The organism is Kitasatospora sp. NPDC024654 (genome assembly GCF_055559155.1).
Genome location: NZ_JBVHLF010000131.1, coordinates 1 through 13,634, shown reverse-complemented (window position 1 = coordinate 13,634; position 13,634 = coordinate 1). Strand labels below are relative to the sequence as shown.

The 13,634-nt window shown below is 71.1% G+C and carries 13 protein-coding genes and 1 pseudogene; 12 read left to right on the top strand and 2 right to left on the bottom strand.

The genetic code is table 11. The features are described 5' to 3' along the window. Positions 1-624 precede the first annotated feature (624 nt). The 10 genes and pseudogenes from ACZ38L_RS36135 to ACZ38L_RS36090 all read left to right on the top strand — a co-directional run bounded on the left by ACZ38L_RS36135 (position 625) and on the right by ACZ38L_RS36090 (position 8,783). Positions 625-1,224 carry a choice-of-anchor C family protein gene (locus tag ACZ38L_RS36135; protein WP_465701710.1) on the top strand — a complete coding sequence of 200 codons (600 nt, stop codon included), beginning with the start codon at positions 625-627 and terminating at the stop codon, positions 1,222-1,224. Between the two features lie 373 nt (positions 1,225-1,597). After that, entirely contained in the window at positions 1,598-1,906 is a 309-nt protein-coding gene (locus ACZ38L_RS36130; RefSeq protein ID WP_465701708.1) for an SCP2 sterol-binding domain-containing protein, read from the top strand. 12 nt (positions 1,907-1,918) lie between these two features. Then, positions 1,919-2,233 (top strand): hypothetical protein, encoded by a 315-nt coding sequence (locus ACZ38L_RS36125; RefSeq protein WP_465701706.1) that lies wholly within the window; start codon positions 1,919-1,921, stop codon positions 2,231-2,233. Next, positions 2,233-3,798 (top strand): S53 family peptidase, encoded by a 1,566-nt coding sequence (locus tag ACZ38L_RS36120; RefSeq protein ID WP_465701704.1) that lies wholly within the window; start codon positions 2,233-2,235, stop codon positions 3,796-3,798. The genes ACZ38L_RS36125 and ACZ38L_RS36120 overlap by 1 nt, the downstream gene beginning before the upstream one ends. 318 nt (positions 3,799-4,116) lie before the next feature. Continuing rightward, the gene (locus tag ACZ38L_RS36115; RefSeq protein ID WP_465701702.1) at positions 4,117-5,853 is read left to right on the top strand and encodes an IS1634 family transposase; all 1,737 of its coding nucleotides are present in this window, start codon (positions 4,117-4,119) and stop codon (positions 5,851-5,853) included. 287 nt (positions 5,854-6,140) lie between these two features. After that, positions 6,141-6,713: pseudogene (locus tag ACZ38L_RS36110) on the top strand (transposase); the annotation flags it as partial. Between the two features lie 464 nt (positions 6,714-7,177). Then, positions 7,178-7,540, top strand: coding sequence for a DUF6247 family protein (locus ACZ38L_RS36105; RefSeq protein WP_465701700.1), 363 nt, complete (start codon positions 7,178-7,180; stop codon positions 7,538-7,540). Further along, entirely contained in the window at positions 7,537-7,803 is a 267-nt protein-coding gene (locus ACZ38L_RS36100; protein WP_465701698.1) for a hypothetical protein, read from the top strand. Before ACZ38L_RS36105 ends, ACZ38L_RS36100 begins: the two co-directional genes overlap by 4 nt. 150 nt (positions 7,804-7,953) lie before the next feature. After that, positions 7,954-8,508, top strand: coding sequence for a hypothetical protein (locus ACZ38L_RS36095; RefSeq protein WP_465701696.1), 555 nt, complete (start codon positions 7,954-7,956; stop codon positions 8,506-8,508). 17 nt (positions 8,509-8,525) lie between these two features. Continuing rightward, positions 8,526-8,783, top strand: coding sequence for a hypothetical protein (locus tag ACZ38L_RS36090; RefSeq protein WP_465701694.1), 258 nt, complete (start codon positions 8,526-8,528; stop codon positions 8,781-8,783). Between the two features lie 232 nt (positions 8,784-9,015). Here the strand turns inward: ACZ38L_RS36090 and ACZ38L_RS36085 are convergent, their stop codons facing one another. After that, the gene (locus ACZ38L_RS36085) at positions 9,016-9,264 is read right to left on the bottom strand and encodes a hypothetical protein (protein ID WP_465701692.1); all 249 of its coding nucleotides are present in this window, start codon (positions 9,262-9,264) and stop codon (positions 9,016-9,018) included. A 116-nt stretch (positions 9,265-9,380) separates the two neighbouring features. Continuing rightward, the gene (locus tag ACZ38L_RS36080) at positions 9,381-9,905 is read right to left on the bottom strand and encodes a hypothetical protein (protein WP_465701690.1); all 525 of its coding nucleotides are present in this window, start codon (positions 9,903-9,905) and stop codon (positions 9,381-9,383) included. Positions 9,906-11,477: 1,572 nt separating this feature from the next. Between ACZ38L_RS36080 and ACZ38L_RS36075 the strand changes: the two genes are divergently transcribed. Then, positions 11,478-11,639 carry a hypothetical protein gene (locus tag ACZ38L_RS36075; RefSeq protein ID WP_465701688.1) on the top strand — a complete coding sequence of 54 codons (162 nt, stop codon included), beginning with the start codon at positions 11,478-11,480 and terminating at the stop codon, positions 11,637-11,639. Between the two features lie 214 nt (positions 11,640-11,853). Continuing rightward, positions 11,854-13,383: a hypothetical protein gene (locus ACZ38L_RS36070; RefSeq protein WP_465701686.1), complete on the top strand. Its 1,530-nt coding sequence runs from the start codon at positions 11,854-11,856 to the stop codon at positions 13,381-13,383. The last annotated feature ends 251 nt before the right edge of the window (positions 13,384-13,634 follow it).

Here is a 13,634-nt window from a genome sequence, read left to right as displayed (position 1 = left end):
CCTGGCCAAGCTCCGCGAACTCGGCTACGACGTCACCGCCGAACCGCCTCCCGCCGCATAGCGATCACCCGCAGGAGGTTTTCACCTCAGAGTCGTCGGGGACCAGCTCGGCGGCGGCCGCGGTGACCGGGATCGGCACCGGCGCCTGGTCGAGCTGGAGGAGGTGGCAGTGGCGCGCTGACCGGTGGTGGGCGCGGGGGCGGTGGGATCAGGGAAGTGGGGCCGCAGGGGAGCTGACTGGCCGCCAGGCTATTCTCCCGGCTCCGACGCGGCGACCCCTCGCGTCCCGGGCCGGATACCGCTCGTCTTCGGCGGCGGCAGGCGAGGAGTTCCTCGGGGCTCTTCCGATGTGTGCGCCGAGAATGTACAGGACGTCCTCGGTGATGGTCCGAGCCGTACCCGGACACGGCCTGCAGCGCGAGTGGCCCGAGCTCGCACTGGAGGCGCGGCTCCGCATGGTTCCCCTTGGGGGTACGGGCCGCGCCCCGGTAAACCGGCGTGCGGAAGCCCTGGGCATTCCGCGGGCGCCCCTGCGCCCGTCTTGGCGCCGCCTGTGGCGCTGCCCAACGCTGTGTATGCGACTGACCCTCGGCCGCCGCATGACCCGTACTTGGGGAGGCACCCATGCAGTTCTCGCGTACCCGCTCCGTCGTCGCCGTCGCCGCTCTGTTCCTGGGCAGCGCCACCGCGCTCGCCGTCCCGTCCCACGCCGCCACCCGCGCCCTGAGCCGTTTCGACGACGGCAGCTTCGAGTCCCCGAAGGTCGCGGCGAACACCTTCGTCACCCTTGGCACCGGCCAGAGCATCGGCCCGTGGCAGATCACCGGTGGCAACGTCGACCTGATCGGCGCCGGCTACTGGCAGGCCGCCGAGGGCGACCAGTCCGTCGACCTCGATGGCTCCGTCCCCGGGACCATCGCCCAGACCTTCACCACCAACCCGGGCACCACCTACAGCGTGACGTACGACCTGGCCGGAAACCCGAACGCCGGACCGACCGTCAAGACCGGCCAGGCGCTCATCGACGGCCAGGACTTCCAGGACTTCTCCTTCGACATCAGCGGCAAGACCACCACCGCCATGGGCTACGTGGGCCGCCAGTTCACCTTCGTCGCGGTCAACACCTCGACCACGCTGTCCTTCACCAGCACCACGCCCGGCAACGCCGGACCGGTCGTTGACAACGTCCAGGTCCAGGCATGCAAGGCGTGCCCGAACTGTTAACCGACTCTCGCCGGTGAGCCGGTGGTATCCCACGCCGGCCCACCGGCGTCGCCGTCACGCGATCCCGGGGCGGCAGCGATGACGCCGACGTCCTACCACGTCCGCTGGCTGGTCGTCTCGGAGAAGGAGGGGCTGAAAATCCGGTCAGCATCGTCGGCCATACAGTGCCTCGTCCAAGTGGGTCGGGTCGACGGGCCGGCGGCGAGTCGTTCACGGAAAAGCCATGTGGCCGTGGCGAATATCGACAGCACGCGGATGACACTTGCCGATGGGAAGAGACATGGCCACGACACCAAGACCTGGTGGACCAGAGTTCGCCCGTCTGAAGGACCTGACCGGCAGAGGAACCGATCTCCGGACGACGTTCCAGACCATGGCGTCGATGTTGGAGAGTGGGGGATTCGACGTCAGCATCACGTTTCTGATCCGTATGGAGGGCACGTTCCGGCCGTTCTCCGTGAGCGTGGTCGACGGGACGGGGAAGGTGGCGGCAGAAGCCGGCACGCACGCGGACCTGGAGGTCATCACCACCGCGGAGACGTGGAGCGAGATCGCTGCCGGCAGCCTGTCCCCCATCGACGCCTTCGCCGCTGGCAAGCTCCGCCTGCGAGGCGACCTGCCGGTGGGAGTCAAGGTGCTGACCCACCTTGCCGGAACGCCCGGTCGAGTACAGATCTGTTGAGGAGGTCCGACCATGGCGCAGAGCACGAGCACGCAGATCACGGGCACCATCGCCTACATCAAGGTCAACAAGCAGGCTTCCCAAGGCGTCGACTTCTGTTTCTTCGGTCTGACTCCGACTGACGGCACCGGCCCTGAGCAGCTCATCCTGTGGTGGTCAGTGCTCGAGATCGAGGGCCAGCAGTATCCGACCGCGGCCGACTGGGTGTTGCGCAATGCCACGATGTGGATGCTGCGGGACGCGTTCCTGAACCAGATTCCGGTCACGGTGACGACCGACGACGAGGTCAGTGCGATCGTGGACGTGGTCCAGCTCGGGTCGTCGTGATGGCCGCGGCGCCCGAGGAGTACGTGCCGCTCGCCGACCGCGCCCGCGCTGCGCTGCCCGGCGAGCGCGAGGTCGGAACGCCCGACCCGCAGGAGCGCGTCAAGGTCACCGTCGTGCTGCGCCACTCGGCCGCCGTCGAGCTGCCTGGCTTTCCCACGCCGTCCCTGGGCCGCGCGGAGTTCGCCGCGCGCCACGCCGCCCGCGAGTCGGATGTCCGGCAACTGCGGGAGTTCGCGCAGGCGCGGTCGCTGGAGACCCTGTCGGTCGACCTGGTCCGCCGTGCCGTCCGACTCGAAGGCACGGTATCGGCTTTGGAGGCGGCGTTCGCTGTCACCCTCAGGCTGGTCGAGTACCAGGGCCGGACGTATCGCCGGCAGGTGGGCCCGGTTCACCTGCCGGCGGTGCTCGCTCCCGCGGTCGTCGGAGTCTTCGGGCTCGATACCCGTCCGGTGGCCGAACCGCGGGTCCTCGTGGCGCGGCCGGAGGACGTGACGGGCTCGTTCTCCATCCCGGAGGTGGCTGCGCTCTACCAGTTCCCGGTCGGGTACAGCGGTGCGGGACAGACCATCGCGATCATCGAACTCGGCGGTGGCTTCGAGACGAGCGACCTTGACGCCTACTTCAGCGGCCTGGGTCTGGCCACTCCCCAGGTCGAGGCCGTGTCCGTCGACGGGGCTGAAAACAGCCCCGGCGGCAGCGCTGACCTCGAGGTGGCGCTCGACATCGAGATGGCGGGCACCATCGCCCCTGGAGCGTCGATCCTGGTGTACTTCGCTCCCAATAGTGAGCAGGGCTTCCTCGACGCGGCCAGCGCGGCCGTTTTCGCCACGAACCTCCCGGCGTGTCTGTCGATCAGCTGGGGACTGCCCGAAGAATACGCGGACCCCACCTTCATGGTCGCCATGAGCGGTTACTTCTCCGACGCCGCCGGGCTCGGGGTCACGGTGTGCGCAGCGGCGGGCGACGACGGCTCGTCCGACGGGCTCGAAGACGGCAGGCAGCATGCCCACTTTCCCGCCTCCAGCCCCTTCGCACTCGCCTGCGGCGGCACCAGCCTGACCGCCGTCGACGGGAAGATCACCAGCGAAGTCGTCTGGCAGGATGCCAACGGGGCGACCGGAGGCGGCATCAGCAACTTCTTCCCTATTCCGCCCTGGCAGGAGGGCACCCCCATGCCCGCCAACGCCAACCCCGGCGGCCTACAGGGACGCGGGCTGCCGGACGTGGCGGGCGACGCGGACCCGAACACCGGCTACCAGATCTATGTCCACGGCCAGGACGTGATCGTCGGCGGCACGAGTGCGGTGGCTCCGCTGTGGGCCGGTCTCCTCGTGCTGGTGAACGAATACGCGGGAACCGGCGGCGTGGGCTTCCTGAACCTCATCCTGTACGGGGACGCCTCGGCGCAGCGGACCTTCAACGACATCACCGTTGGCAACAACGGCGCCTATTCGGCCGGACCGGGCTGGGACGCGTGCACCGGCTGGGGAAGCCCCAACGGCGACCGGCTTATGCAGATCCTGGGCACATGGGTCTTCGCTCAGACACAGGCGGCACTCGTCTGAGAAGGGTCGGGGCGACCGGCGCGGTGGCATGCTCCGTTTCCAGCCCCCGCCATCCACCAGCACCCCGTCCCCGGCGGCAAGGGCGGACCGCTCATCGGCTCCAAGCCCGGCACATCAGGTTCGAACGGCGCGGACGGGACGGCGGCCGCCGGCGGGGGCGTCACCCGGCTTCGACAGTTGGCGGGCACACGTCCAGGTCTGATCGGGTGTTATCGCTGGTGAGCGGGCTGCGAGTGGTCTAGAGCACCTTGGTGGGCGGACATGTGCAATCCCGGTCTTCGGCTGCTGTGACCTCGGTGGATGCGGCATTCTGCGGGCATGTACGTGCGGAGGATCCAGCGCCGGAACAAGGACGGCAGCGTGGTCCGCTATGTGCAGCTGGCCACCAACTACCGTGCCAACGGCACCACGAAGGCCGAGGTGCTGCTGAACCTGGGCCGGGAGGACCGGCTCGACCTGGACTCCCTTCGCCGACTGGTCGCCTCCCTCAACCGCTACCTCGGCGATGGTGGCGAGGACGCCGCCGCGCCGCTCGCCGTGAGCGAGGACGGCCCGCTGGAGGTGGCCGCGTCCCGGGCGATCGGCGCGACCTGGCTGCTGGACGGCTTGTGGAAGCTGCTGGGCATCGACACCGCCCTGGCCAAGGTGCTGGACGCACGCCACTTCCGCACCGACGTGGAACGCGCGCTGTTCGCCCTGGTCGCCAACCGCGCCATCGCCCCCGACTCCAAGCGGGCCGCCGTCCACTGGGCGACCTCGGACGTGGTGATCCCCGCGGCGGGCGAGGTCGCCGAGCAGCACGCCTACCGGGCGATGGACCTGCTCGTGAACGAGAGCACGCAGACCGCGGTGCAGGAAGCGGTGTTCTTCGCCGCCGCGAACCTGCTCGACCTGGAGGTCGACGTCGTCTTCTTCGACACCACCAGCACCTACTTCGAACGCGACACCCCCGACACCGAGGGCTCGCTTCGCCGGTTCGGGCACTCCAAGGACCACCGCCCCGACCTGCCGCAGATCGTCATCGGGCTCGCGGTCACCCGCGAAGGCATCCCGGTCCGCTGCTGGGTCTGGCCCGGCTCCACGAACGACCAGACCGTGATCGAGCAGGTCCGCGCCGACATGCGCGCCTGGCGCCTGGGCCGCGTGGTCACGGTCGTCGACTCCGGCTTCAGCTCCGAGGCGAACCTGGCCTGCCTGACCCGCGCGGGCGGCCACTACATCGCCGGCGTCAAGATGCGCGACGGCTCCGCCAAGGCCGGCGAAGCCCTCGCCCGCCAGGGCCGCTACCAGCACGTGCGCGACAACCTGCGCGTCAAGGAAGTGCGCCTGGCCTCCGATCCCACCCGCCGGTGGATCATCTGCCACAACCCGGCCGAAGCCGAACGCGACGCCACCCGCCGCACCGCGCAACTCGCCGCGATCGAAGACGAGTTGGCACGGATCAAGACCGCCCGCGAGCAAGACGCCGCCCGAGCCCGGGCACGTGCCGCCAAGGCCGGCCTCAAGCGCGCCCCGAAACCCTCCGACGCACCGCACCGCAAGGCCGAGTGCGCCCTACGCGACCACCCCAGCCTGGGCCGCTGGCTCAAGCAGCACCCCGCCACGGGGAAGCTCTCCATCGACCGGGCGAAGGTCAAGACGGAGGCCAACCTGGACGGCAAGTACCTACTCGCCACCTCCGACCCCGACCTCACACCCGAGGACGTCGCACTCGGCTACAAGAACCTGCTGGAAGCCGAACGCGCCTTCCGGACCATGAAAAGCACCCTCAACCTGCGGCCGGTCTACCACCGCGTCGACGAGCGCATCCGCGCCCACGTGCTGCTCTGCTGGCTCGCCCTGCTGCTGGTCCGCGTCGCCGAACGCCGCACCGGCACCACCTGGCGCACCATCAGGAACGAGCTCGGCCGCCTGCACCAGGTCACCCTCACCGGCCCCGCCGGCAGCCTCCGCCAGCTCACCGAGCCCACCGACCTGCAGACGCAGATCTTCAAGGACTGCGGCATCCCGATGCCGCCAAAGACGGACGGCCTGGAACCTTCGATCACGCGCTGACCAGGCCAAACATCCTCCGGGAGCGTGGGCACACGCCCCCTCACCCCCGCACTGCCCAAAACCCCAGCTCAACCCCATGATCACGGGCACTTACATGCCCACCAACTGTCGAAGTCGGGCGTCACAGCCCTTCACTGTGGCCGATGCCTAGTACTGCAACCGCAGGTGCGTAACGATCACAGCTTCGGCTCGTTGGTGTGACTGTGTGCTGATGAGCTGACAGTTGAGCAGGTCGAGTCGTGGTCCGAGGGCATAGCCGGGCTCCATGCCCGGTTCGCCCACCGTTTCGGCAGGAGCCACGGGAGCGGGCAATGGACTATCTGACTGGGCTGCTCGCACCGTTGGAGAGGAAAAACGGCTGGACGCTGTCCGAACAGGTTGGGCAGTTGCGGCCTGACGGCGTCCAGCGTCTGCTCAACCTGTCCGAGTGGGACGAGGACGCCGTCCGTGACGACGTGTGCGACTTCGTGGTGGAGACGATCGGGGCCAAGGACGGGATCCTGATCGGCGACGACACCGGCTTTCTGAAAAAGGGCATCCGCTCGGCCGGTGTCCAACGTCAATACACCGGCACCGCGGAAATCCCGTTCGCGTGGGTCACCGCGGACGAGGCGTACGGCCAGGTCAAGCACCTGCGGTCCTGGCTGGAGGAACGCCACGTCGCCCACGTGCTGGCCACCAGGGTCAACGACACGGTGACCACCACCAACGGGGCGAACACCCGGGTGGACGCCCTGATCGCCGCGCTACCGCGGCAGGCGTGGAAGCGGCTGTCCGGTGGCCGGGGCGCGCACGGCGAGCGGATCTACGACTGGGCCCGTGTCGCGATCCGACCGGTGTGGGAGAACGGCTTCGGACACCGCGCGGGCCCCGCCCGATTATCGAAAAGGGGAGGAATTCACCGTGGACGACGACGACCAGTACGATGGTCGGTTCCCACTGGTGCTCCACCGGCACGACGGCGAGCTGATGATGCCGGCCACCCTCGTGACCGCCCTGCTGCGCCACACCGCCGAGACGTTCCGGCTGTGGCGGGTGCGAGGCCAGGTGCAACTGGACCTGGAGACCACCGCCAGGATGTACCACACTCCCTCGTGCAGTACGCCGCCGACCTCGACGCCAACATCGCCGCAGCCGACGCGGACGGGCAGCCCGATCACGATCCGGCGGTGGACCGGACCCGGGCGGACGAGTTCGCGCGGTACCTGGCCGAGATGGCCGCCGACTACCTCGCGGAAGGCGCGCCCGCCGTGCCGGCCCGGCCGGGGTCCGCCTGAACGGGGTTCCTGCCCGCAGCCTCCACCTGATCGAAGGGGATCGGCCCGTGCTTGCCCGCACCACCGCCGCTTCGGCGTACCGTGACGACGACACCACCGTGGAGGACCCGATGAGCGCTCAGCCCGAGTTCGCCCCCGTCCCACCGCCGGCCCCGGCGGCCGCCGCCCGGCTGTTCGCCCGGATCCGCGCCGACCACCGCGCCGACCGGTGGGTGCCCGCGTTCGAGCGGGACTGGGCCAAGGCCCTGGAGGACTCCCGCCAGACCTACGACCTGACCCCGCTGCACCAGGTGGTCCGCACCTGGCAGAGCCGCCTGGACACCGCGGTGTCCGTGGACACCTTCACCGCCGGCGGCCTGGACGACGAGGACGGCATCGACCTGGAGCAGGTCCTCGGGGCCCGCCGGTGACCAGCGGCCCGGCGCCGTGGCCGGCCCGGCTGTCCCCCAAGGCCGCCAAGGTGCTGGCCGGCCTGCCCGCCCACGCGCAGGAAACCGTGCGCGACGTCCTGGACATCGCCTCCCGTACCCCCTGGGGCTGGCCGGCCTGGGACGCCACCGACCCGGACGGCGAAGACCTGCGCACCGCCGCCGTCGGTCCGCTCACCGTCGTCTACTGGATCAACCGCGCCGCGGAGCGGCTGCACGTCATCGACATCGTCTGGCTCGGCTGAGCCGCCCCCTCCCCGCGCCGTTGGCGCCTCTTCCCGGCCGGGAAGAGGCGCTTCCCATGCCCGCGGCCGGATCGGCCGATCCGCCTTCGCGCCTCGCTCTGGCTCGCTACGGTGGCCCCAGGTGTGGAACCAGGCGCGGGGAGGCCGGTCGTGAAGCTCGTCATCGACACCACGCAGAGCACCTTCGAGGAGGCCTTGGCCCAACTCCGCGCCGCCTACGGGCGCGGGATCGTCGAGCAGCCCTCAGGCGTGCGCGTCCACGAAGCGCCAGGGGAGACCGTGTGGAGCCACCACGGCGGCTGGTTCATCCAGCACTGGGACGCGCAGATGCTGCGCGCCTGGGTGGAGGTCCTGCGGGACACCGAGCAGCTTGCTGCGGCCTGGCGGATCTGCAGTACGCCCGGCGTATGGGTCACCATCCCGGAGATCGGCGAGTTCGTCGTCCCGACCGACCCGCAGGGCCGTGGTCTGGTGCGGGCCCGCGGCTCGGTGCAGGTGATGACCGGGCTCGCCCGCCGCGAGATCGGGAGTATGGGCGGCATGCCGTTCGACAAGCGGGACAAGGGCCGCAGCGCCTACAAGGCGGCCAAGCCGGTCGCCGGCGTCGTCCTGGAGCAGATCCGGCAGTCCCCGCTGTACGACCGGCTGCTGGAGGAGTACCCGAGTGTCAGAGAGATGGCCGACAGCGCGGCCGACCGGTTCTGACTGACAGACTGGTGATCATGACAACCGAACAGCGCCGCCCGTTGTGGCAGCCCTTCTCCGAGCCGTCCGCCGACCTACCCTCCCAGGACGGAGGAGGGGGCCGGCGGCTCCTGCCGGTGGAGCGCCACCCGTTCCAGGAGGCGCCTGCCTGCGAGGCGGCGCCGCAGGACACCGCGCCGGTCCCCGGCGCCCGCCGTCCGCTCGGCCCGGGTGGCGGGCGGCTGTTCTCCGCGCCCGAGGCCCAGCCCGTCGGCGATCGGCCGAACGGCGGCTGACAAGCGCCCCGGGGTTGCTTCCATAGGGGGCTGGACAGGTGCCTGGACAGGGGGCTGGACAGGTGCACCGAGAGTTGCACCGAGAGGTGCACCCCTCTCCCGGCCGGATTGCCCGTTCTGCCTGGTCAGGCCCTGTGGGCAAGCCCCTTCCCCATGCCGACACCTCTTCCACGCGATAGCCGTGGAAGAGGACCGGATCGAACGAGGCGCCGCGCGGGCGGAGAACGGGGCGTCAGCCGGCCGCGGTTTCCAGGGCGGCGGTGAGGCGGGCCAGGACGGCGGTGGCCGCCTGCCGGGTGACGGGGTCGGGATCGTTGACGCGTTCGGCGATCAGCTCGGCGGCCGCCGCGATGACGGGCAGCGGCAGCGAGGCCTCGCGCAGGTGGAGCATCTGGGCGGCGGCCCGCTCACCGGGGGTGGTGGCCGGGGTGGTCGGGATCAGCGCGGTCAGACCGCGTGCCATCGGCTGGTGGCTGTTCACCAGGGCATTCTCCCCGGACTGGGAGAGCGGACAGCCACGCTGAAAGCTGTGCCACCGTGGCACAGCTTTCAGCGGGCGGGGCGGGTGCGCGATGACGCCCCAATTCGGTTGCCGCTTCAGCGCCGAGCGCACTCCCGAGTCCCCGCGGGCGCCGCTGGCTCGCCCGCTCCGGCGACAGCGAGGGCCTGGTCGATGGCCTCGCACAGCAGCGCCAGGTCGCCGGCGATGTCGTTGAAGACGACCAGCGGCGCGGTCAGGGCCGTGAAGCCGACGGTGAGCAGCGCTGCCCGTTCAGCGGCGCTCAGGTCCGGGCAGTGCCCGGCCAGAACGCTGCCCCGCAGCACGTAGGCGTCCAGCGTGTGGCGCGGCTTCTCCGTCGGTTCGCCCTCGCCGCTGGGGATGATCTCGCGACTCAGAACCTGCTCGACGGCGTCGGCGTACTGCTCCAGAACCTGCCGGTTGCCTGCCTCCTGCTGCCGGGCGGCGAGAGCGCGGATCCAGTCGGCGGCGCGCTGGCCGGTGACAGCGGCCCGGGCGAGGGCGTCGCGCCCGGCCTCGGTCAGGCCGCCGTCCGGCTCCTGGTTGCCGGGCTCGGCCTGGTCGAGCCCGGCAATGGCGGCCGGAAGCTGGGAGGTCGTCATGTCGGGTGAACCGCAGACGCCCGGGATCGGTCACGGGCGCCGGCGGTTCGGAGAAGGACGCACCGCAGGTCCCCGGTGGAGTTGGGAACGCGCGGCGCCGGTGAGTTTCGCCCCGGGCGAACTCCCCAGCGCAGGTCAGCAGGCTGCGACTGCGACGGCCATCGCACTCAGCGGGGTCCGGGCGCACTGCGACTGCGACAGCCGTCGCAGTGCGTGGTCGCGGGGTGCAGTGCGACGGCCCGCCGCACTGGTGAGTTTCGCCGCTGTACTGGTGAGTTTGGTGCGGGGCGGCTGGTGAGTTCCGCCCGAGCAAACTTTCCACCGCAGGTCAGGACCGGTGCGAGGCGCTTCGCAATCGGCGGGCGCGCGCTGCTCGGGTGCTTGGTGCGGGTCCGCCCTCCTTCGGGTAGGGGAGAGATCTCCCCCTGCCCGGTGCGATCACAGCGTCGCACCCACCCGCACCCAGGGTGCGCATGCGCAGTGGGGTGCGTGCGCATTGCGCACTCCGGCCGCGCACGAGGCGTTGGTGGGGTGCGGTGCGCGCGCGGCGGTCGGCGGGTTGCCCCCGCCCGGGTTTCGGGGCGCTCCGAAATGCGGTGCGCTGGTGATCTTGCCGGGCTACGATCCGCACCGTGGATTCCGTAGCGCTCCGAAATGACGAGCAGGGCAAGGGGCCGGACGGGCCGGTGTGCGAGGTGTGCAAGGCACCGCTCAAGCCGAAGGGCCGGGGCCGGCCACCCCGGCACTGCACCACCAACAGTGCGTGCAAGTCGAAGGCCGCCCGCGCGCGCAAGGCCCAGAAGAAAGCCCAGGACGCGCTGATCGCCACCGCCGTGCTGGACCTGGTGCCCGCCCCGCCCGGCACGGCCGACACCCTGCCGCCCGGGCCACTCCAGCGCGTCCTGGCCCTGAGCGAGGCCCTGGGCGGCGCCGCCTACCACTTCGTCGACGCCGTGCAGCAAGGCGAGGACACTGCCCAGGCGCTGGAGCGGCTGCGTCAGGTCGTGCCGCTCTTCGCCGCCCGCCTGCTGGAGCAGGCCGAGCAGGCCGGCCGACCCCTTGACCGCACCGGAGTTTCGGAGCGCACCGAAAATCCGGGGCCGTCAAGGCCGCTCGGACCCCTTGACGGCCCCCCAATTTCGGAGCGCTCCGAAATCCCGGGGCGGGCAACATCGGCCGGATCCCTTGGTGCCCCGTCTGTTTCGGAGCGCTCCGAAACTCAGCGCGGGCGAGCCGGCGCGCCCGACGATGCGCAGCAGGCCGGGCGGCCCGCTCGCCCCGCGCACCGCCCCGCGAGCGACGGTGCGCGGCAGCCGGAGCACCAGAGCGCGTCCGCCCTGGCCCCGGAAGTCGTTGCGCAAGGCCGGCCGCCTGCGCAAGGCGAGCCGGCTGCGCATGCGCAAGGGGAAGTGCGGTTCGCACTCGACACCCGGCGCACCGCCCTGGCGCCGGACACGCTCGGGCTGGGGGAGACGAACCTCGCCTACGACCTCGGCGGCGGCCTGACGGCGCGGCTGGAGCCGGGACCAGCGCCAGTTCTCCGTGGACGCCGACGGCAGGACTCTCGGCTGGGTGGAGAGCATCGGACGGGTGCCGGGCTGGACCGCGCTCGCCGACGGCCGGCTACTCCTGGACGCCGACGACCTCCGCCCGATCCAATGCCAAGGCCCGACAGAGGCCGCCGAGCTGCTGCGCCTGGCGCTCCGGCAGCAGCTCATCCGGCCCGCGTCGTGACGGCCGTCCCACTGTGATCCCGGTCACGGACAAACCGGGAGGACAAGGCCGTTAACCGGGGCGAACCAGGCAGGACAAGGGGGCTTGCCCGGGATGAATGTCAAGACGTTGGTCAAGGGGGTGTGTGGATCGTCAGGTGGGCCCGGATGAGTCCGGGTGCCGGAGTCGGCCACCGTGCCGGACCCGGCCCACTGCTGGATGGAAGGCCGACCCGATGTCCACCACCACCCCGCCCACCCCGCCCGCCGCGCCCGACCCCGGCGACGGCGACCAGGCCGCCGACCACCTCGCGCAGCCCCCGGCGAAGGCCTCGCCCGCCCCGGGCAAGCCGACCCGCGCCACCTCCACCGCCCCCTCCACGGCCACCTCCGTGCCCCGCAGGCGGCGCGGAACTGTTCCCGCAGGCCAGACCCGGCGGACAAGGGGTCGCCGCCATGCCGACTACCCCCTTACGACTCCCGTGTTCAAGCACAACTCGACGGGGCCTATCCGCGCGGACGTGCTGACGGCCCTGGGACTGTTCCAACGCGCTACGCCCCGGGAGCTGTGGCACCTGGTGAAACCGACAAACAAGATCGACAAGCCGGTGAGGGACGCGCTGCTGGATCTGGAGGACCACGGGAAGGTGAGGGTGGAACTGAAACTGCCCGACAACCGCCACCTGTGGTGCCTGACCCGAGCCGGACACCGCGAAGCCGCCACACTGCTCCCACCGACCGCCAAGCTGTCCACGCTGCGCTCCGAGACCGACGGTCCTGGCACCGCGTTCTCCGAGCACGCCCTGGACGTCGTCGCCACCGCCGGCCTGCTCGCCAGGGGCGGCTTCGGCACCCTGCTCGCGTTCACGACCGAGCTCGCGCACGCCCTGCCCGGCCGCGGCGCGCAGTTCGCCGACCTGGTGCTGCGCGAACCCAGCGCCGACGTCCCGGTGCTCCTGATGGAGGTCGACCGCGAGAACGAGACCGTGGCAGAGCTGGCCGACAAGATCGCCTCCTACCGGGCCTGGTTCGAGCTGCCGGCCAAGGACGCCGACAAGCAGCAGGCCAAGCCCGCACCCTGGCGCGGCGCCGACGTCCACCCACACCGGAAATGGACCCGCCACTACCCACCCACCGGCCGCGAGGGCTACCCACCGATCGCCCTCGTACTCAACAACAAGCCCGAACGCGAACGTCCCGGCACCCGCCCACTCACGCCCGAGGAGAAAGCCGAGCGCGAGCGCCGCAACCACGCCCGGCTGCTGCGCCGCCTGGCCGCCGTGGAAGCCGCCAGCGCAGCGCACTGGCGCGCACCGCGGTACGGCGGGGACGGCATCACCGCCCGCAACTACCACCAGGTGGTGCCGGTAGTCGCCACCACGCTGCCAATGCTGAAGCGCCGCGGCGCGCAGGCGGCGGTGTGGCGCCGGTTCGGCCGGGACAACTGGCAGACCCTCACCAGCGCGCTCGCCAACCCGGACGGCGACGAGCTGTACGCCGCCGAGTACCAGGCGGCCGAGACCGCCCGGGCCGAGCGGGCGGCGGCCGAGCGCGAGAAGCAGCGCCCAGCCTGCCGCCGGTGCAAGGCCAAGTTCAGCGACGAGCGCTGGCAGCACGCGCGGCAGTCCGCGTGGGACGACGGGCTGTGCGCCGACTGCCGCAAGGTGAAGGCCGAAGAGCACCGGGCCGAAATCGCCCGCCGGCAGGCCGCATCCGCTCCACCCCCGCCGCCGGCCAAGCCGACGTCCTGGTGGCGCCGCTCCTGACCAGGCAACAGGGCCGCTGACCTGCGCTGGAAAGTTTCCCGTCCGATCCGGTGAGTTTCGCTCGCCGGGTCGGCGGGCCGGTGAGTTTCGTCTCCGGGACCCCGGTTAGTTTGGCCGCGCCGGGCAGGCCCGCCCTGGTGAGTTTTCCGTGTCGGTGCAGGTCATCCCTGAAGGGGTGGGGCTGGTCAAGTCCCGCGGGGGGTTGCTTTTCGGGTGGTTCCGGCCGGTTGAGGGCAAGCGTGAGCGAGGCG